This is a genomic window from Bradyrhizobium sp. th-b2 (assembly GCF_000426785.1).
GTDB lineage: Bacteria > Pseudomonadota > Alphaproteobacteria > Rhizobiales > Xanthobacteraceae > Bradyrhizobium > Bradyrhizobium septentrionale.
This window is the reverse complement of sequence record NZ_AUGA01000002.1, coordinates 49,940-67,682: the sequence shown is the minus strand read 5'-3', so window position 1 is coordinate 67,682 and position 17,743 is coordinate 49,940. Positions and strand designations below refer to the sequence as shown.

Here is a 17,743-nt window from a genome sequence, read left to right as displayed (position 1 = left end):
TGATGCGGCGCAGAAGGGCCTCCCCACTGCGGGCGCGCCGTGCTGTTGACCGATCCACGGCAACAGTGTCGTATGGCGGAAACAAGTGGAAGCGCGGCAAGCGCTCGGATTTGGTGTGGAGGAGCGCCGCATGGCCGACAAGGGCAACGACCCTGCCGTGATCTGGCAGACGATGATGGGTGAGATGGAGAAGGGGTTCAACTCCTTCGGCAACCAGTTAATGGCATCGCCGGAATTCTCCAAGTTGATGAATCAGGCCGGCGGTGCCGCGGCGGGCGCGCAGCGGCAGCTCGGCGAGCTGATGGAGAAGTATCTTCTGGCGATGAACCTGCCGAGCCGCGCCCAGCTCGTCGGCATGGCCGAGCGCCTGCAGTCGATGGAGAACCAGCTCAACGAGATCAAGACGCTGCTGCAGCAGGTGCACCACAATTCGCTGGCGCCGGGGGATGGCTTCGGCGCAACGCCACGGCCGCCGCGCACCAAACGCCCGCCATCCGAGGGAGAGCCCAAATGAACGCTTCCACGGGTTTTGACGTCGCCTCGATCGCGGAGCGGGTGCAGTCCGAGGTGCAGCGTGCGATCCAGCGCAGCATCAAGGGCGTCGAGTACATCTCGAGCTCCGGTCCCGCGCTCGGCTCGACGCCGAAGGACGTGCTGTATTCGCGCGGCACGATGAATCTCTATCACTACCGGCCGATGGCGAGCGAAGTCTATCGCGTGCCGATCCTGATCGTGATGGCGACCACCAACCGCGGCTACATCCTCGATCTGGTGCCGGGCCAAAGCTTCGTCGAATTCATGCTCAAGCGCGGCTACGACGTCTACATGCTGGACTGGACCGCGCCGAAGCCGGAGGAGAAAACGCTGAGCATGGAGGACTACGTCCTCGATTTCATCCCGGAGTCGGTCCGCCGCGTGCAGCAGGACTCCGGCGAGCAGGACGTCTCGGTGATCGGCTATTGCTTCGGCGGCGTGCTGTCGCTGCTCTACGGCTCGATCTTCAACGACGGGCCGATGAAGAATCTGATCTGCTTCACCACGCCGATCGATTTCCGCGAGATGAAGCTGTTTCAGAATTTCTCCGACCGGCGATATTTCGACGTCGACAAGCTGGTCGACAGCGTTGGTAACGTGCCGGGCGACATGATCATGACGTCGTTCGACATGCTGCGGCCGGCGTCGCGCGTATTCAGCCAGGTGCAGTTGTGGGACAACATCTGGAACGACGAGTACGTCAAGGGTTACCGGATGATGGATCGCTGGGGCACGGACACCCTGCCGCTGGCCGGAGAATATTTTCGCCAGACCGTCAAGAACCTGATGTGGGACAACAAGCTCTACAACGACAGCATGACGGTCGGCGGCCGCGAGGCGAAGCTTGCCAACATCAAGGTGCCGATCCTGCACGCAGTCGCCGAGCACGATCACATCGTGCCGTATGACGCGGCAAAGCACCTCATCCCCAAGATCGGCTCCGAGGACAAGGAGGAGGTGATGCTGAAAGGCGGTCACGTCTCGCTGGTCGCCGGCGCCAATGCAATCAAGCGGCTGTGGCCGAAACTGGACTCCTGGTTGGGTAAGAGATCGACATGACCGAACAACGTTCCTATCCGCGCCACGTCAAGACCGAGGCCGGCGACATCGAGTTCCGCCTGATGGCGAGGGCCGACGAGGCCGCGGTGCTGGCCTTCGCGCAAAAGCTGCCGACGCACGATCTGCTGTTTCTGCCGCGCAACATCAGCCAGCCGAAGGTGCTGTCGGCCTGGGTCAACGAGATCGATCGCGGCGACATCACGAGCCTGCTCGCGATCAAGGGCGGCAAGGTGGTCGGCTGCGGCACGCTGGTGCGCGATCCGCACTCCTGGTCGCCGCATGTCGGAGAGATCCGCATGGTGGTGTCGCTCGACGTCCGCGGGCAGGGCGTCGGCCGGGCGCTGTCGCAGGAGACCTTCGCCATTGCGCTCGGCGCCGGCTTGGAGAAGTTCTCGGTACAGATGACAGTCGACCAGCGGGCGGCGATCGCGCTGTTCGAGAGCCTCGGCTTCAAGGCGGAGGCCCTGCTGCGCGACCATGTCCGCGATGTCGAGGGCAAGACCCACGACATCGTCGTGCTTGGGCACAATGTGGCGCAGGTTCGGGCCCAGATGGAGGCTTATGGGCTGCCCGGCGCAGTTGGGGGTGGTTAAATACCATCATCTGCCGGTTCCGCAGGCAGTTTGCCCGATATTCACGCTGCTCACGTGTTCGTGATATCGCGATGCAACATCTATGTTGCGACGCACCATGGAGTGTGTCATAACACTGTTGCCCCGGGCCAATCCGGACGGGGTGAGCCCATAGCTCAAACCTGAGGATGGAGAGACCCCAATGACCACCGAAACCAATTCCGTGCTGAACAGCGTAAAGGAAGCCTTCGCGCCCGTTACCGAGGCGTTCACCAAGCTCCAGAACCTGGAAGTTCCGGAAGCCGCCCGTGAGTTCGTGAAGAAGCAGGCCGAGGTCGCCAAGACCCGCGCCGCCGATGCGTATGCCGGCTCCGAGAAGGTGACCAACGTGATCGAGACCGCTGTTGCCGGTTCGGTGACCGAAGCCGCCAAGATCAGCCGCAACATCCAGCAGGCGCTCTACCAGGACGCCGAGGCGTTCTTCGCCGGCATCGACAAGCTCGCGTCGGCCAAGTCGCTGAGCGAAGCCGCCCAGATCCAGTCGGACCTGGTCCGTGCGCGTGGCGAACTGTTCGTCTCGCGGGCGAAGGCCACGTCAGAGTATCTCGGCAAGCTCGTCACCGACGGTGCGAAGACCGCGCAGGACAACTTCGCCAAGGTCTACAGCAAGACCGCCTGATTGCGATCTTCCGACAAACTGCTCTTTCGGAGGCCCGCCATTTTGCGGGCCTTCTTTTTGGGTGCACTCGCACACATCTCCTCATGGTGAGGAGGCGCCCTTGCGCCGTCTCGAACCATGAGGCCACATACGGGCCTCATCCCTCGAGACGCGCTCCTTAAGGATGAGGTCGTCGTTCAATCGAAGGTCCCGATGACCCTTCCCGTCGCCCTCATCGCAATGCCCGTCGACGCCGAGCGCGCGGCCGAGCTGCGGCGCGTGAAGTGGCTGGCGACCGGCGTGTTGGCGGCAACCTTCATCATTTTCATCGCGTCGAAGGCGCTGTTGTCGACTCATCCGGTGTTCGGCTTCATCGCGGCATTTGCCGAGGCCGCGACCATCGGCGGGCTCGCCGACTGGTATGCCGTCGTCGCGCTGTTCAAGCGGCCACTGGGGCTGCCGATCCCGCATACTGCGATCATCCAGAGCAATCAGGAGCGCATCGCCGAGAAGCTCGGCGAATTCATCGAGAACAATTTCCTTGAATCCGGTCCGGTCGAGGCCAAGCTGCGCGAGATCGACTTCGGTTCGTTCATCGCCGACTGGCTGCGCGACCGCAAGCGATCGGAGGATCTGGCCCGCTTCGTGCTGCGGATGCTGCCCGAAGCGTTTGCGGCGACCGAGAGCTCGGGCTTGATGCAGTTCATCAGCCGCCGCATCACGACGCAGGTGCTCTCGATCGATCTCGCGCCGCTTGCCGCCGGCGCACTGCGCGGCTTCGTGCAGGAAGGCAAGCATGCCGGCCTGCTCGACGACATCCTGCGCGTGCTGCACCAGACGCTGACGCAGCAGGAGACGATGGCTGTGATCCGCGACAAGGTCCGCGCCGAGATGCCGACGCTGCTGCGGCTTTATCGCGCCGACAAATTCGTGGTGAACCGCATCATCGCCTCGGCCACGAAATTCTTCGAGGAAGTGCGCAACGATCCGCAGCATCCGTTCAGGGGCGAGTTCGACCGCATGCTGCTGTCGTTCGTCGACCGGCTCGGCAGCGACAAGGCGTTCTCCGATCGCATCGAAGGTCTCAAGCGCGACCTGTTGGCGCGGCCGGAGCTCGCCAATCTCGGCCGCACGATCTGGGCCAACGTCAAGGATTTCATCGAGCGCAGCGCCTCGGGCGAGTCGCAGGTGCTGCAACATCTGCTGGCGAGAATGTTCGTCGAGGCCGGCGAGGCACTCGATGGCGACGCCGAACTGCGCGGCGAGATCAACCAGGGTCTAGTCGCGATCCTGCGCGCGGTCGTGGCCGAGCAGAAGAGCGGCGTCTCGACCTTCATCGCCGACCAGATGAAGAGCTGGGACATGGAGCAATTGCTGCAGCTGATCGAGGTCAATGTCGGCAAGGACCTGCAATACATCCGCTTCAACGGCTCGCTGATCGGCGGACTTGCCGGGCTCGCGCTTTACACCCTGGAATATGTGCTGCGGCTGCTGTGACCGATTGGGCACGGAGGTCACTTAAGTTGTGGCAAGTGTGACCAGGACCGCTTGCATGAAAGTGATCGGTTCCCTAGCTTTTCAAGGTTGATTGTTGCGTTGCGGAACGATTCCGCCGGGTTTGCGTCAATCCTGTTGACCAATTCCTGTTGATTCCATTGCCGGCCGCCGCGACGTCAGGGGCCGTGCCGAAGAGGAGTTGAAATGTCCGTTGCTGCGCAGTCGCTACGCCCGCCGTCCAGGACGCTGATGTTTCTGGAAGGCCGCGCCATTCATGAGCTCGGTGCCTTCCTTGGTGCCTTGCCGCTGTTGAGTCTCGCGCCACGCGGCGATGGGCATCCCGTGCTGGTGCTGCCGGGGCTGATTGCCTCCGACACGTCGACCCGGCCGCTGCGCTCCTTCCTCAGGAGCAAGGGCTACGCCGTCAGCGGCTGGCGCCAGGGCCGCAATCTCGGGCTTCGTTCCGGCGTGCAGGATGGGATGGTCGAGCTGCTGCAGGAGATGAATGAAACCAGCGGCCGCAAGGTCTCGGTGATCGGCTGGAGCCTCGGCGGCCTCTATGCGCGCCAGCTCGCCAAGATGATGCCTGAGCGCGTGCGCCAGGTGATCACGCTCGGCAGCCCGTTTGCCGCCGGTCCGAAGTCGACCAATGCCTGGCGCGTCTACGAGATGGCCAGCGGCCGCCGCGCCGAGCAAGAGGACCAGCGTTTCGGCGGCTCGCTCGCCAGCACGCCGCCGGTGCCGACCACCGCGGTCTTCAGCCGCACCGACGGCGTCTGCGCCTGGCAGGGCTGCCGTGAGCAGAGTTCGTCGATGACCGAAAGCATCGAGGTCGAGAGCAGTCACTGCGGCATGGGCCATCACCCGGCCGTGGTCTACGCGGTCGCCGATCGTCTCGCGCAGAAGGAAGGCGAGTGGGCGCCGTTCGATCGCAGCGGCTGGCGCAGCGTCGTCTATCCGGATCCGAATCGGTAAAGCTTCTTTCTTGCCTCGCCCCGCTTGCGGGGAGAGGCCGGAGCGCATCGCAGATGCGATCCGGGTGAGGGGAGCCTCCGCGCACTCACGTCTATCCAATTTGTTGAGGCAGCCCCTCACCCCAACCCTCTCCCCGCGAAGAGCGGGGAGAGGGAGAAGCTAGAGCGGTTGCATTGTCGTGAATCGACAAAACGCGCTATGCGTTGACGCATGCCGCAGCCGCTTGCCCGCATCGTCGACCAGTTGAAGCGCGAGCCGTCACGCACGGGCTCGATCATCATCACCGTGTTCGGCGATTCCATCGTGCCGCGCGGCGGCTCGGTGTGGCTCGGCACGCTGCTCGAATTCTTCAAGTCGCTCGACATCGACGGCAACGTGGTGCGCACCGCGATGTCGCGGCTCGCCGCCGACGGCTGGCTCGAGCGCAACAAGGTCGGCCGCAACAGCTTCTATCGGTTGAACGCCAGGGGACGGCAGACCTTCGACACCGCGACCAGGCACATCTACGATCCGCCGCCGTCGGACTGGACCGGCCGCTTCGAGCTGTTGTTGATCGGCAATGCCGAGGACCGCGACGCCGCGCGCGAGGCGCTGAAGAATGCCGGCTTCGGCAGCCCGCTGCCCGGCGTGTGGGTCGCGCCGTCGGGGGCTCCGATCCCCGATGAAGCGTCGCGCGCGATTCGTCTCGAAGTCTCCGCGGAAGACGACAGCGGGCGCCGGCTGCTTAGCGAGAGCTGGCCGCTCGATCGCACCGCGGACGCCTATCTGAAGTTCATGAAGACGTTCGAGCCGCTGCACGGCTGGATCATCAGAGGCGAGAGGCTGAGCGACGCCGACGCCTTCACCGCACGCATCCTTCTGATCCACCACTACCGGCGGGTCGTGCTGCGCGATCCGCTGCTGCCGTATCAGCTGTTGCCGAAGGACTGGCCGGGCAGGGCCGCGCGTAAACTCTGCGGCGAGATCTATCGCGGGCTGCTTTCGCCGTCGGAACAATGGCTTGACGACCATGCCACCAACGAGGCCGGGCCGCTGCCGAAGCCCAACGGGGCCGTGGCCCGCCGTTTCGAGGGCGTCTGAACATATTACAAAAACCTCTTTCATTTGGATATTTGTGTTATATATTCCTGCCCAACAACACACTGGGAGGTCGGCCATGTACACGCAGGCGCTCAACTCATCCGACGGCGACGATCGCGGCGTCGAGGATGTCGCCCGTGCCAGTCAGTTCCAGGCCCGCATCGATGCCGACGAGCGCATCGAGCCGAACGACTGGATGCCCGCGGCGTATCGCAAGACGCTGACCCGGCAGATTTCCCAGCACGCCCATTCCGAAATCGTCGGCATGCTTCCCGAAGGCAACTGGATCACCCGCGCGCCGTCGCTGCGCCGCAAGGCCGCGCTGCTGGCCAAGGTGCAGGATGAATGCGGCCACGGGCTCTATCTCTACGCCGCCGCCGAGACGCTCGGCACCTCGCGCGAGGAGCTTGTCGACGCGATGCTGTCGGGCAAGGCGAAATATTCCTCGATCTTCAATTATCCGACGCTGACCTGGGCCGACATCGGCACCGTCGGCTGGCTGGTTGATGGCGCGGCGATCATGAACCAGATTCCGCTGTGCCGCTGTTCCTACGGGCCCTATGCGCGCGCGATGATCCGCGTCTGCAAGGAAGAGTCGTTCCATCAGCGCCAGGGCTTCGAGATCATGGTGACGTTGTGCCGCGGCACCGCGGAGCAGAAGGCAATGGCGCAGAACGCGCTCGATCGCTGGTGGTGGCCGGTGCTGATGATGTTCGGTCCGCCGGACCAGGTGAGCCAGCACAGCGACACCTCGACCAAATGGAAGATCAAGCGCTTCTCCAACGACGAGCTGCGCCAGAAATTCATCGACGCCACCGTGCCGCAAGCCGAGTTCCTCGGGCTGACGATTCCAGATCCCGGCATGAAGCAGAACGACAACGGCAATTGGGAACACAGCCCGATCGACTGGGACGAGTTCAAGCAGGTGCTGGCAGGCAACGGTCCCTGCAACCGCGATCGCCTCGCCGCGCGCCGCAAGGCGCATGACGAAGGCGCCTGGGTGCGGGAGGCCGCGATGGCCTATGCCGAGAAGCGCAAGAGCCGCCAGCTCGCGCAAGCCGCCGAATAAGGGAGCGCCGCCATGGCCACGCCGAACGTACCGCTCTGGGAAGTCTTCATCCGCAGCCGCAACGGGCTTGCGCACAAGCACGTCGGTTCGCTGCACGCGGCCGACGCGACGCTCGCCCTGCAGGCCGCGCGCGACATCTACACCCGCCGCGGCGAGGGGCTGTCGATCTGGGTGGTGCCGTCGAATGCCATCACCGCGTCCGACCCGTCCGAGAAGGGCATGATGTTCGAGCCGGCGGAATCCAAGATCTACCGTCACCCGACCTTCTACGACGTTCCCGACGAAGTCGGGCATATGTGACTCTCATCCGTCATGGTGAGGAGGCGCGTAGCGCCGTCTCGAAATGACGCCCCGATCGCAATCGCGGCCATCCTTCGAGACGCCTGCTGCGCAGGCTCCTCAGGATGACGTCGAGCAAGTGGATGCAGGTGGAATAGAGAACATGGCAACCGCCAATATCGAAGTCTCCGAAACGCCGCTGGTGCTGTACGCGCTGCGCCGTGCCGACGATACGCTGATCCTTGGCCATCGTCTCTCCGAATGGTGCGGCCATGCGCCCGCGATGGAAGAGGACATGGCGCTCGCAAATATGGGCCTCGACCTGCTCGGCCAGGCCCGGGAGCTCTACACTTACGCCGCCAAGGTCGAAGGCCGGGGCAATGATGAGGACAAGTTCGCCTATCTGCGCGACGTCAGGCAGTATCGCAATCTCCTGCTGGTCGAGCAGCCGAATGGCGACTTTGCCCGCACCATGGTGCGGCAGTTCTTCTACGCGGCGTTTGCCGATCTCTACTGGCGCGCGATGATGGCGTCCGCCGATCCGACGTTTGCCGCGATTGCGGCGAAGTCGGAGAAGGAGAGCGCCTATCACCTGCGGCATTCGTCGGAATGGATCGTCCGTCTCGGCGACGGCACCGAGGAGAGCCATCGCCGTGCGCAGGACGCGATCGATGACCTCTGGGCCTATACCGGCGAGATGTTCGCGGTCGACGACGGCGAGCGCAGCCTGATCGATGCCGGCATCGCGATCGACCCTGCGGTGCTGCAGCCGCGCTGGCTGAAGACGGTCACCGGCATCGTCAACGAGGCGACGCTGGCGCTGCCATCCGGCAACTGGATGCAGCAGGGCGGCCGCAGCGGCCGGCACAGCGAGCATCTCGGCCATCTCCTCAGCGAGCTGCAGTCGATGCAGCGGACCTTTCCGGGGGCAACATGGTGACGGCGGCACTCAGCGATGCCGATCTGCGCCGGCGCGCCTGGAGCGCCGCCGCGCAGGTGGTCGATCCCGAAATCCCGGTGCTGACCATCGCCGATCTCGGCGTGCTGCGCGACGTTGCCGTCCACGACGGTCATGTCGAGGTCGCGATCACACCGACCTATTCCGGCTGTCCGGCAATGAACATGATTGCGCTCGAGATCGAGCTGGCACTGGAGCGCGAAGGCATTCACCGGCCGAAGGTGCGCACCGTGCTGTCGCCGGCCTGGACCACCGACTGGATGAGCGAGGACGGCCGCCGCAAGCTCAGGGAATACGGCATCGCGCCGCCGCTGCCAGGCTCCTCGCGCCGCGCGCTGTTCGGCGAGCAGCAGGTGGCGTGCCCGCAATGCGGATCGGGCGATACCGAACTGCTGTCCGAATTCGGCTCGACCTCCTGCAAGGCGCTGTGGCGTTGCAAGAGCTGCCGTGAACCCTTCGACTACTTCAAGTGTCATTGACCATGTCGACTCCGCGCTTTCACCGTCTGTCCGTCAGCGATCTGCGCCGCGAGGCGTCGGACGCCATCTCGATGAGCTTTGCGATCCCCGACGATCTGCAAGGCGACTACCGCTTCACGCCGGGACAATATCTGACGCTGCGCACCACCATGGACGGCGAGGAGGTTCGCCGCTCCTACTCGATCTGCTCCGGCCCCGACGATGGCGAGCTGCGCATTGCGGTGAAGAAGGTCGATGGCGGCGCCTTCTCGAACTGGGCCGCCGACGAGTTGAAGGCCGGCGATGAGCTCGACGTGATGACGCCGACCGGCCGTTTCGGGGTCGCGCATGCACCCGGCGAGGCGCGGACCTATGTCGGCTTCGCCGCCGGCAGCGGCATCACGCCGATCCTCTCGATCGTCAAGGGCGTGCTGGCGCGCGAGCCGGACAGCCGCTTCTTCCTGTTCTACGGCAACCGCTCGACCGAAGGCGTCATGTTCCGTGAGGAGCTGGAGGAGCTGAAGGACCGCTTCATGCAGCGGCTGTCGGTGTTCCACGTCATCTCGGGCGAGGAGCAGGACATTCCGATCCTGCACGGCCGGCTCGACGGCGAGAAGGTGCGGGTGCTGCTGCGCTCACTGGTGCCGGCCGCGACCGTCGATCACGTCTTCGTCTGCGGCCCGGCCGCGATGAGCGAGATCATCGAGGCGACCTGCCGCGAGATCGGCATCGCCGACGAGCGCATCCATGTCGAACGCTTCGTCTCGGAGTTCGGCGGCAAGCCGCGTCCGAAAGTGGTCGTTCCCGCCGGCGCGCCGCCGAAGGCAATCGCCGGATTGATCATCGACGGCAAGCGCCGCGAGGTCCCGGTGGCCGACGGCGAGTCGATCCTCGACGCCGCGCTGCGGGCCGGCATGGACCTGCCGTTCGCCTGCAAGGGCGGCATGTGCTCGACCTGCCGCGCCAAGCTGGTCGAAGGCGAGGCGCCGATGGATCTGAACTATTCGCTGGAGCCGTGGGAGCTGAAGGCGGGGTTCATCCTCACCTGCCAGGCCAAGCCGTGCTCCGGCAAGGTCGTGGTCGACTACGACCACGTCTAGTTATTGATCGTCATTCCGGGGCGATGCGCAGCATCGAACCGCAGATGCGCAATGGCGCATCGGGGAATCTCGAGATTCCGGGTCTGGTCCTTCGGACCATCCCGGAATGACGGAAGTAGCGTTGACGCCTCACGCGTCGCGCCCAACACTGATGTGACACCAAGAGGCCCTTGCAACGGGCCCGCGCACAGGGAGTTCGATGTGAACGTGAAGGCCACGCTATCGCCCGAGGACGTCGCCCGCGCCTGCGCGGATGCGATGTGGAAGGAAGACGACGCCAGCAAGGGCCTCGGCATGGAGCTCGTCGAGATCAGGCCGGGACAGGCTACGATGGCGATGACGGTGCTTCCGCACATGGTCAACGGACAGCGCATCTGTCATGGCGGCTACATCTTCACGCTGGCCGACTCCGCCTTCGCCTTTGCCTGCAACAGCCGCAACGATCGCGCGGTGGCGGCGCAGGGCAACATCACCTTCATCCGGCCCGGCAAGCTCGGCGACCGTCTGGTGGCGAGCGCGCGCGAGATCTCGCGCAGCGGCCGTTCCGGGATTTATGACGTGCGCGTCACCGCCGGCGACGGCGTGATCGCCGAATTCCGCGGACATTCGCGCGTGATACAAGGCACCTGGCTGCCGGACACGGATATCAAGGCATCATGATTTCGGGAGATATGTGATGGTGACGGCAAAGCTCAACGTCAGGGATAGCGGCTATCACGCCGAGCTCGACGGTGCCGAACGCGCCTCGCGCGACGAGATCATGGCGTTGCAGACCAGGCGGCTCGCCTGGTCGCTCAAGCATGCCTATGACAATGTCGCGCACTACAAGAAAAGCTTCGACGCCGCCGGCGTGCACCCGTCCGACTTCAGGCAGCTTGCCGATCTCGCCAAGTTTCCCTTCACGGTGAAGACCGATCTGCGCGACAATTATCCCTTCAACATGTTCGCGGTGCCGCGCGAGCAGCTGGTGCGGGTCCATGCTTCATCAGGCACGACCGGCAAGCCGATCGTGGTCGGCTACACCAGGGCCGACATCGACACCTGGGCCGACGTGATGGCGCGCTCGATCCGCGCCGCCGGCGGCCGCACCGGCATGCTGATGCACAATGCCTATGGCTATGGCCTGTTCACCGGCGGTCTCGGTGCGCATTACGGCGCCGAGCGGCTCGGCTGCACGGTGATCCCGATCTCCGGTGGCATGACCGAACGGCAGGTGCAGCTGATCAACGATTTCAAGCCCGACATCATCACGGTGACGCCAAGCTACATGCTGGCGATCCTCGACGAGTTCAAACGGCAGGGGCTCGATCCGCGAAAATCATCGCTGAAGTTCGGCATCTTCGGCGCCGAGCCATGGACCAACGCGATGCGCGTCGAGATCGAGCACGCCTTCGACATGGACGCCACCGACATCTACGGGCTGTCGGAGGTGATGGGCCCCGGCGTCGCGCAGGAATGCGTGGAGACCAAGGACGGCCTGCACATCTGGGAAGACCACTTCTACCCCGAGGTGATCGACCCCCTGACCGGCAAGGTGCTTGCTGACGGCGAGAAGGGCGAGCTGGTGTTCACCTCGCTGACCAAGGAAGGCTTTCCGATCATCCGCTACCGCACCCGCGACCTGACGCGGCTGTTGCCGGGCACGGCGCGGCCCGGCATGCGGCGGATGGAGAAGGTGACCGGCCGTTCCGACGACATGATCATCCTGCGCGGCGTCAACGTGTTCCCGACCCAGATCGAGGAGGCCCTGCTGGCGACCGACTGGTGCGGCGGCCACTTTGTAATTGAATTGACCCGCGAGGGCCGCATGGACGAGATGACGGTGCTCGCCGAAGCCCGGCCCGAGAGCTGGGACGGCGAAGGGCTGACGGCGCACGCCGAGAAACTCTCCGGCTTCATCAAGAACACGATCGGCATCTCCACCCGCATCCGCGTTGTCGCCCCCGAGACGCTGGAACGGTCGCTCGGCAAGGCGAAACGTGTTTACGACAAGCGGCCGAAAGCCTAGCCTTGCGCCCATAGCAAGAGGGCGCAGGGTTCGATGGCAAATTCGACTGAAACGACCGCCGCTGAGATCGTGGCGGCGATCCGCGACGGGAAGGTGACGGCGGTCAGCGTCGTGGAGGCGGCGCTCGATCGCGCCGAGCGGCTCAAGCAACTCAATGCCTTCATCCTGCTGAACCGGGACGGCGCACTTGCCGCGGCACGCGAGGTGGATTCCGGCGCACGGACCGGTGCGCTTGCCGGCCTGCCCATCGTCGTCAAGGACAACATCAACACATCAGATCTGCCGACATCGGGCGGCACGGCGGCGCTGCAACACGCGCGACCTGCGCGCAATGCGCCGTCGCTGCAAAAGCTGCTCGACGCGGGTGCTGTCGTCATCGGCAAGACCAATTTGCATGAGCTCGCCTTCGGCATCACCAGCACCAATCTCGCGCCGTTCGCGGGACCGGTGAGGAATCCGTACGACACCAGCCGGATCCCCGGCGGATCGTCGGGCGGAACGTCCGCGGCGATCGCCGCGCGTATCGCCACCTGTGGCCTCGGATCCGACACCGGCGGCTCGACCCGCGTGCCCGCGGCGCTGACCGGCACCGTCGGCTTGCGGCCGTCGGTCGGCAATGGCGGCGCCGAGCGGCGCTACCACGATGACAATCAGGTGGTTCCGATCAGCCATACCCGCGACACCGTCGGCCCGATGGGCCGCACGGTCGCCGATGTCGCGCTGCTCGATGCCGTGATTACAGGCACGCCGCTCGCCACTGGCATTCCGTTGCGCGGCGTGCGTCTCGGCATTCCCGCCTGCTTCTGGAGCGGCCTCGATCGCGACGTCGAGGCTGTCGCCCGCGCAGCCTGCGCACGGCTCACGGCGGCTGGCGTGGTGCTGGTCGATGTCGATATACCTGACCTGTTCGAGCAGAACGGCAAGGTGTCCTTCGTGGTCGCGCTGCATGAACCGATCGCCGATATTCCGGCCTGGCTCGCCGCCTCCGGGATCGAGGGAATCACGCTTGCCGATATCGCCGCGAAGGTCGCCAGCCCCGACGTCATCGGCGCGTTCGGGGCCATTACCACGGACGCCTTCGGCGCCGCCTATGATGATGCGATCAAGGTGCAGCGGCCGGCGCTGCAGGCGATCTATGCCGCCTATATCAGGGACAACAAACTGGATGCCATCCTGTTTCCGACCACGATCGCGCCTGCGTCGGTCATCGATGAAAAGAACGGGTCCGGCGACGTGTCGGTCAATGGCGGCGAGCCGGCGCCGACTTTCGGCACCATGATCCGCAACACCGATCCCGGCAGCAATGCCGGCCTTCCCGGCTTGTCGCTCTATGCCGGAATGACGCCGGGCGGCTTGCCACTCGGGCTCGAGATCGATGGTGCGGTCGGCAGCGATGCCAGACTGCTCGGGCTCGGCTTGTCGATTGAGGCGATCCTGGGCACGGCCCCGCCGCCGAAGCTCTGAGTCCACCGGCTCGCAACAAGCCCCTTGAATTGGTCGGTCAGTCGATTAGTCATGGTCTGAGGCCGTCTGGCCGCCACGATCCGCGTGCTTTGCGGCGCGCTTCATGACTGAGACTGGAATGCTCATGCCGCCGGCCCCGCAAGCAAATCGTCATCCTGTCGATGCTCGTTGCGTCCGCCTGCTGACGAAGGCGGAGAACGCGGCTGCGGTGGCGCCGGTGGTCGAGACGCATGCACTGTCGTGCGGGGACAACGATGTCCTGATCGAGGTGAAGGCGGCGGCGGTGAATCCGTCCGACGTGAAGGCCGCGACCGGGCTGATGCCCTATGCCGTGTTCCCGCGCACCTCCGGCCGCGACTATGCCGGCGTCGTGATTGACGGTCCGTCGGGCTTGATCGGGCGCGAGGTGTTCGGTTCATCAGGCGATCTCGGCATCCGCCGCGACGGCACCCACGCCACGCATCTCGTGGTCGAGCGCGATGCCGTGGTGGAAAAACCCGCCGGCATCTCCTGGGACGAAGCCGCCGGGATCGGCGTGCCCTTTGTCACCGCGATGGAAGGCCTGCGCCGCGCCGGACTGCCGAAGGCGGGCGAGACCGTGCTCGTGATGGGCGTCAACGGCAAGGTCGGCCAGGCCGCCGTGCAGATCGCAAGCTGGCACGGTGCGCGCGCGATCGGCGTGGTGCGCAAGAGCGAGCCCTATGAGGGCCACACGAATTCGCCGGTCGAGGTGATCGATGCCTCCACCACCGATGTCGCCGCGCGGGTGCGCGAGCTGACCAGCGGCAAGGGCGCCGACATCGTCTACAACACGGTCGGCGATCCTTATTTCCAGGCCGCGCACAAGTCGCTGGCGCTGCGCGGCCGACAGATCCTGATCGCCGCGGTCGACCGCATCGTGCAGTTCAACATCCTCGAATTCTACCGCGGACAGCACACCTATGTCGGCATCGACACGCTCGCGCTGTCGTCGGTTGCGACCGGCGAGGTGCTGCGCGAGCTCGCGCCGGGCTTTGCCAGCGGGCATCTGAAGCCGTTTCCGATCAGGCAGAACGCGATCTATCCACTGGAACAGGCCAAGGCGGCGTTCGTTGCCGTCGCCGGCTCGTCGCGCGACCGCGTGATCCTGCGACCGTAATTCACCGTCATTGCGAGGAGCGAAGCGACGAAGCAATCCATTCTCTCCCGTTGTGGTGGTATGGATTGCTTCGCTTCGCTTCGCTCGCAGTGACGAACTCTTGAGGACCCTTGCATGGACTCCGCCACGATCGTCATCCTCGCCGCCCTGATCATCGGCCTGATCTACGGCTCGGTCGGACTCGTCAGCGGCTTCTGCATGATGAGCGGCCTGCGCGGCTGGTGGGCGGAGGGCGACGGCCGGCTGGCACGTACCTACGCGTTGGCGATGGGCGTTGCGATCGCGGCCTCGCAGCTGCTGGCGGCGGCGGGCCTCGTCGATCTCGGCAAGTCGATCTATCTGCAACCGTCATTCTCGGCGCCGGTGATGTTCCTCGGCGGCCTGCTGTTCGGTTACGGCATGGTGCTGTCGAATGGCTGCGGCTCGCGCGCGCTGGTGCTGCTCGGGCGCGGCAATCTGCGTTCCCTGGTGGTCGTGATCGTGCTCGGCATCTTCGCCGAGATGACGCTGAAGGGACTGATTGCGCCTATGCGGATCGCAATGGTGCAGTCGTCTCAGGCCACGGTCGCCGCCAATTCGGTGCCGGCCCTGCTGGCAAGCGCCGGCCTCGGTGCGGTGCCGGCGCGGATGATCGCGGCCTCGGTGCTCGCGGCCGTGCTGATCATCTTCGCCTTCGCTTATGCGCCGTTCCGAAAATCGCCCGGCCAGATCGCGGCCGGCCTGATCGTCGGCCTGCTGGTGGCGGCAGGCTGGTACGCGACCGGCTATCTCGGCGCCGATGATTTCAATCCGGTGCCGGTGACGTCGCTGACCTTCATCGCGCCGATCGCCGACGCGCTGCAATATGTGATGCTGTCGACCGGCTCGACGCTCAATTTCGGCATCGTCACCGTGTTCGGCGTGTTTGCCGGCAGCCTGATTACGGCGCTTGCCACCGGACGCTTCGAGCTCGAAGGCTATCGGTCGCCGCAGCACATGCTGCGCTCGGCCGGCGGCGCCGCGCTGATGGGGGCGGGCGGCGTCATGGCCTTCGGCTGCTCGGTCGGGCAGGGGCTGACCGGGCTGTCGACGCTGTCGCTGTCATCGTTCATCGCTATCGCCGGCATCCTGCTCGGCACCGGTGCAGGTCTGCGCGGGGCCTTGCGGGTCAGGCCGCTGGCGACGGCCTAGGGCGCTTACTCATAACCGGCGGCTTCCGGTCATAAAGCGGAAGTTGCCCGGTTCGGTAGTTATCGGCGGCTTATGACCCAGAGCTGTCATTGTGCCGCCGGTGGAAAAGGATAGGCTTAGCGTCGAAACGAGGTCGGTTGTGGGCCGTATATCCGCTGCCGCATCACGAATTAGATCGGTGGGGCCATGGCAGTAAAAAAAGACACGGGAACGCCACAGGCAAAAAGTGTCGAGCTTCTGGTAGCGATGACCGGCAAGGCGAGTCCCGCGAAAGCGGCCGAAGGCGACAAGCCGGTATTTGCCTATATCGAGAGCCTTCCCGAACCGCAGAAGAGCATCGCCAAACATGTCGATGCCTTGGCCGCCAAGGCAATCCCCGACCTCAAACGCGCGGTGAAATGGGGAATGGCTTACTATGGCGTTCCCGATGGGTGGTGCTTCTCTTCCGGCGCCTTCGTCGGTCACCTGAAGCTGATGTTCATCCGAGGCAACGAACTACAACCGGAACCCCCAGTGACACCGTTCAGAATGGGCAAGGCCACCCGCGGCGTCGAGTTGACCGCCATGGACGAGTTCGACGACGACCAGGTGCTTTCGTGGATGGCTCAGGCCGCCAAGAAACCGTACGTCACGGCGGCGATGAAGAAGAAGAAATAGGCCTCCTGGCGGCTGCCGCTTCTGGCCCAAGGCCGACATGCAGCGACGTCGGTTTTGACGTCAGCTTCCGAGACCGAAGCGGACGTGACGAATCCATGAGTACAGGCCCTAATTACGCACGCGCCGGTGCATCCGCGAGCGAGCTCAGCGCGATGCCGCCGACGATCAGGGCCGCGGCAATCGCGAGCGACATATCTATCGGTTCGCCGAGCAGCAGCGCCGCGGTGACGATCCCGACGATCGGCGTCCCCGTCGTGCCGAGTGAGGTCGTGAGCGCCGGCAGGCTCTTGTTGACAACAGACATCGCCCAATAAGCCAACGCCGTGCCGATGAAGCCGGAATAGAGGAACAGCAGCACGAGGTGCGGCGACCATGTCACCGTGGGCACGCCCTCGGTGACCAGCGCCGTCGTGGTCAGTACCAGCGTCGCGACGAGCACTTGCCACAGCAACAGCTGCAGCGGCGTCGCGATCCAGCGGTGTGAGCGGATATAGATGATGTTCGCGGCCCAGCAGATCGCGGCGACGATGATCATGCCGGCGCCGGCAATGATGTGCAGATTGCTCCAGTCCAGCGACGCCGGGTTGAGGATCACGCAGAGGCCGGCGAGCCCCGACGCGACCCCGACCAGCTTCAATGTACCGAGCCGTTCGGTCCGCGCGGCACCGGCGGCAAGAGCGACCCAGAGCGGCGTGGTGTAGCCGAGCACCACGCCCTTGCTCGCCGGCAGATAGCGCAGGCCGGCGGCGGTCAGTGTCGAGAAGAACGTCATGTGCAGCAGGGCGACGCTGAGCACCACCGGGACATCGGCGATTCGCGGAATGATCAGATTGTCGCTGGCGCGCAGGATCACCAGCAGGGCGATCAGCGCGACCCAGCTCCGGATCGATGCGGTCCATAGCAGCGGCACCGCCTGGACCAGCGATTTCGTCACCGACCAGTTGATGCCCCAGGCCAGCACCACGACGACGAACAAAGCGGCGGCTTTGGCTGGCGACTGCGACTGGTTCACGGCGGCATCCTTGCAGGCGATACCGCTTGTGAATAGGATCATGCTGGCTCTCTCG

Annotated in this window: 19 protein-coding genes; 18 read left to right on the top strand and 1 reads right to left on the bottom strand. The window is 64.8% G+C overall.

Annotated features, from left to right (window positions below):
* Window positions 1-130: 130 nt before the first annotated feature.
* The 18 genes from K359_RS0103295 (at window position 131) to K359_RS0103205 (ending at window position 16,676) form a co-directional block, all read left to right on the top strand.
* The gene (locus K359_RS0103295) at window positions 131-514 is read left to right on the top strand and encodes a hypothetical protein (RefSeq protein WP_029078068.1); all 384 of its coding nucleotides are present in this window, start codon (window positions 131-133) and stop codon (window positions 512-514) included.
* Entirely contained in the window at window positions 511-1,593 is a 1,083-nt protein-coding gene (locus K359_RS0103290) for an alpha/beta hydrolase (protein ID WP_029078067.1), read from the top strand. Before K359_RS0103295 ends, K359_RS0103290 begins: the two co-directional genes overlap by 4 nt.
* On the top strand, window positions 1,590-2,186 hold the full coding sequence (locus K359_RS0103285; protein ID WP_029078066.1) for a GNAT family N-acetyltransferase: 597 nt from the start codon (window positions 1,590-1,592) through the stop codon (window positions 2,184-2,186). Before K359_RS0103290 ends, K359_RS0103285 begins: the two co-directional genes overlap by 4 nt.
* Before the next feature lie 181 nt (window positions 2,187-2,367).
* Window positions 2,368-2,844 carry a phasin gene (locus tag K359_RS0103280; RefSeq protein WP_029078065.1) on the top strand — a complete coding sequence of 159 codons (477 nt, stop codon included), beginning with the start codon at window positions 2,368-2,370 and terminating at the stop codon, window positions 2,842-2,844.
* Window positions 2,845-3,036: 192 nt separating this feature from the next.
* On the top strand, window positions 3,037-4,320 hold the full coding sequence (locus K359_RS0103275) for a DUF445 domain-containing protein (RefSeq protein ID WP_029078064.1): 1,284 nt from the start codon (window positions 3,037-3,039) through the stop codon (window positions 4,318-4,320).
* Window positions 4,321-4,524: 204 nt separating this feature from the next.
* Window positions 4,525-5,295, top strand: coding sequence for a triacylglycerol lipase (locus K359_RS0103270; RefSeq protein ID WP_029078063.1), 771 nt, complete (start codon window positions 4,525-4,527; stop codon window positions 5,293-5,295).
* Between the two features lie 210 nt (window positions 5,296-5,505).
* On the top strand, window positions 5,506-6,375 hold the full coding sequence (gene paaX / locus K359_RS0103265) for a phenylacetic acid degradation operon negative regulatory protein PaaX (RefSeq protein WP_029078062.1): 870 nt from the start codon (window positions 5,506-5,508) through the stop codon (window positions 6,373-6,375).
* Between the two features lie 76 nt (window positions 6,376-6,451).
* The gene (gene paaA, locus K359_RS0103260) at window positions 6,452-7,444 is read left to right on the top strand and encodes a 1,2-phenylacetyl-CoA epoxidase subunit PaaA (RefSeq protein ID WP_029078061.1); all 993 of its coding nucleotides are present in this window, start codon (window positions 6,452-6,454) and stop codon (window positions 7,442-7,444) included.
* A 12-nt stretch (window positions 7,445-7,456) separates the two neighbouring features.
* Window positions 7,457-7,744 carry a 1,2-phenylacetyl-CoA epoxidase subunit PaaB gene (gene paaB / locus K359_RS0103255; RefSeq protein ID WP_016842890.1) on the top strand — a complete coding sequence of 96 codons (288 nt, stop codon included), beginning with the start codon at window positions 7,457-7,459 and terminating at the stop codon, window positions 7,742-7,744.
* A gap of 142 nt (window positions 7,745-7,886) precedes the next feature.
* Window positions 7,887-8,663, top strand: coding sequence for a 1,2-phenylacetyl-CoA epoxidase subunit PaaC (gene paaC / locus K359_RS0103250; RefSeq protein WP_029078060.1), 777 nt, complete (start codon window positions 7,887-7,889; stop codon window positions 8,661-8,663).
* Entirely contained in the window at window positions 8,657-9,160 is a 504-nt protein-coding gene (gene paaD / locus K359_RS0103245) for a 1,2-phenylacetyl-CoA epoxidase subunit PaaD (protein WP_029078059.1), read from the top strand. Before paaC ends, paaD begins: the two co-directional genes overlap by 7 nt.
* A gap of 2 nt (window positions 9,161-9,162) precedes the next feature.
* The gene (paaE, locus tag K359_RS0103240; RefSeq protein WP_035975974.1) at window positions 9,163-10,239 is read left to right on the top strand and encodes a 1,2-phenylacetyl-CoA epoxidase subunit PaaE; all 1,077 of its coding nucleotides are present in this window, start codon (window positions 9,163-9,165) and stop codon (window positions 10,237-10,239) included.
* 201 nt (window positions 10,240-10,440) lie between these two features.
* Window positions 10,441-10,899, top strand: coding sequence for a hydroxyphenylacetyl-CoA thioesterase PaaI (paaI, locus tag K359_RS0103230; RefSeq protein ID WP_029078057.1), 459 nt, complete (start codon window positions 10,441-10,443; stop codon window positions 10,897-10,899).
* A 16-nt stretch (window positions 10,900-10,915) separates the two neighbouring features.
* On the top strand, window positions 10,916-12,247 hold the full coding sequence (gene paaK / locus K359_RS0103225; protein WP_029078056.1) for a phenylacetate--CoA ligase PaaK: 1,332 nt from the start codon (window positions 10,916-10,918) through the stop codon (window positions 12,245-12,247).
* 33 nt (window positions 12,248-12,280) lie between these two features.
* Window positions 12,281-13,711 (top strand): indoleacetamide hydrolase, encoded by a 1,431-nt coding sequence (gene iaaH / locus K359_RS0103220; protein WP_029078055.1) that lies wholly within the window; start codon window positions 12,281-12,283, stop codon window positions 13,709-13,711.
* 103 nt (window positions 13,712-13,814) lie between these two features.
* Window positions 13,815-14,849: a zinc-binding alcohol dehydrogenase family protein gene (locus K359_RS0103215; protein WP_371261119.1), complete on the top strand. Its 1,035-nt coding sequence runs from the start codon at window positions 13,815-13,817 to the stop codon at window positions 14,847-14,849.
* Between the two features lie 114 nt (window positions 14,850-14,963).
* Entirely contained in the window at window positions 14,964-16,019 is a 1,056-nt protein-coding gene (locus K359_RS0103210; protein WP_029078053.1) for a YeeE/YedE family protein, read from the top strand.
* Window positions 16,020-16,205: 186 nt separating this feature from the next.
* Window positions 16,206-16,676, top strand: coding sequence for a DUF1801 domain-containing protein (locus K359_RS0103205; RefSeq protein ID WP_029078052.1), 471 nt, complete (start codon window positions 16,206-16,208; stop codon window positions 16,674-16,676).
* Window positions 16,677-16,788: 112 nt separating this feature from the next.
* Here K359_RS0103205 and K359_RS0103200 read toward each other — a convergent pair whose 3' ends face one another.
* Window positions 16,789-17,730, bottom strand: a complete 942-nt coding sequence (locus tag K359_RS0103200; RefSeq protein ID WP_051345957.1) for a DMT family transporter — start codon at window positions 17,728-17,730, stop codon at window positions 16,789-16,791.
* Window positions 17,731-17,743 lie beyond the last annotated feature (13 nt).

Excerpts from the sequence above, each read along its gene's own strand:
- K359_RS0103285 (WP_029078066.1), top strand. The coding sequence starts at position 1,590 with ATGACCGAACAACGTTCCTATCCGCGCCACGTCAAGACCGAGGCCGGC.
- K359_RS0103270 (WP_029078063.1), top strand. The coding sequence starts at position 4,525 with ATGTCCGTTGCTGCGCAGTCGCTACGCCCGCCGTCCAGGACGCTGATG.
- K359_RS0103280 (WP_029078065.1), top strand. The coding sequence starts at position 2,368 with ATGACCACCGAAACCAATTCCGTGCTGAACAGCGTAAAGGAAGCCTTC.
- paaE (WP_035975974.1), top strand. The coding sequence starts at position 9,163 with ATGTCGACTCCGCGCTTTCACCGTCTGTCCGTCAGCGATCTGCGCCGC.
- paaA (WP_029078061.1), top strand. The coding sequence starts at position 6,452 with ATGTACACGCAGGCGCTCAACTCATCCGACGGCGACGATCGCGGCGTC.
- K359_RS0103215 (WP_371261119.1), top strand. The coding sequence starts at position 13,815 with ATGACTGAGACTGGAATGCTCATGCCGCCGGCCCCGCAAGCAAATCGT.
- K359_RS0103275 (WP_029078064.1), top strand. The coding sequence starts at position 3,037 with ATGACCCTTCCCGTCGCCCTCATCGCAATGCCCGTCGACGCCGAGCGC.
- K359_RS0103200 (WP_051345957.1), bottom strand. The coding sequence starts at position 17,730 with ATGATCCTATTCACAAGCGGTATCGCCTGCAAGGATGCCGCCGTGAAC.
- K359_RS0103295 (WP_029078068.1), top strand. The coding sequence starts at position 131 with ATGGCCGACAAGGGCAACGACCCTGCCGTGATCTGGCAGACGATGATG.
- iaaH (WP_029078055.1), top strand. The coding sequence starts at position 12,281 with ATGGCAAATTCGACTGAAACGACCGCCGCTGAGATCGTGGCGGCGATC.
- paaD (WP_029078059.1), top strand. The coding sequence starts at position 8,657 with ATGGTGACGGCGGCACTCAGCGATGCCGATCTGCGCCGGCGCGCCTGG.
- K359_RS0103210 (WP_029078053.1), top strand. The coding sequence starts at position 14,964 with ATGGACTCCGCCACGATCGTCATCCTCGCCGCCCTGATCATCGGCCTG.
- paaX (WP_029078062.1), top strand. The coding sequence starts at position 5,506 with ATGCCGCAGCCGCTTGCCCGCATCGTCGACCAGTTGAAGCGCGAGCCG.
- paaB (WP_016842890.1), top strand. The coding sequence starts at position 7,457 with ATGGCCACGCCGAACGTACCGCTCTGGGAAGTCTTCATCCGCAGCCGC.
- paaK (WP_029078056.1), top strand. The coding sequence starts at position 10,916 with ATGGTGACGGCAAAGCTCAACGTCAGGGATAGCGGCTATCACGCCGAG.
- paaC (WP_029078060.1), top strand. The coding sequence starts at position 7,887 with ATGGCAACCGCCAATATCGAAGTCTCCGAAACGCCGCTGGTGCTGTAC.
- K359_RS0103290 (WP_029078067.1), top strand. The coding sequence starts at position 511 with ATGAACGCTTCCACGGGTTTTGACGTCGCCTCGATCGCGGAGCGGGTG.
- K359_RS0103205 (WP_029078052.1), top strand. The coding sequence starts at position 16,206 with ATGGCAGTAAAAAAAGACACGGGAACGCCACAGGCAAAAAGTGTCGAG.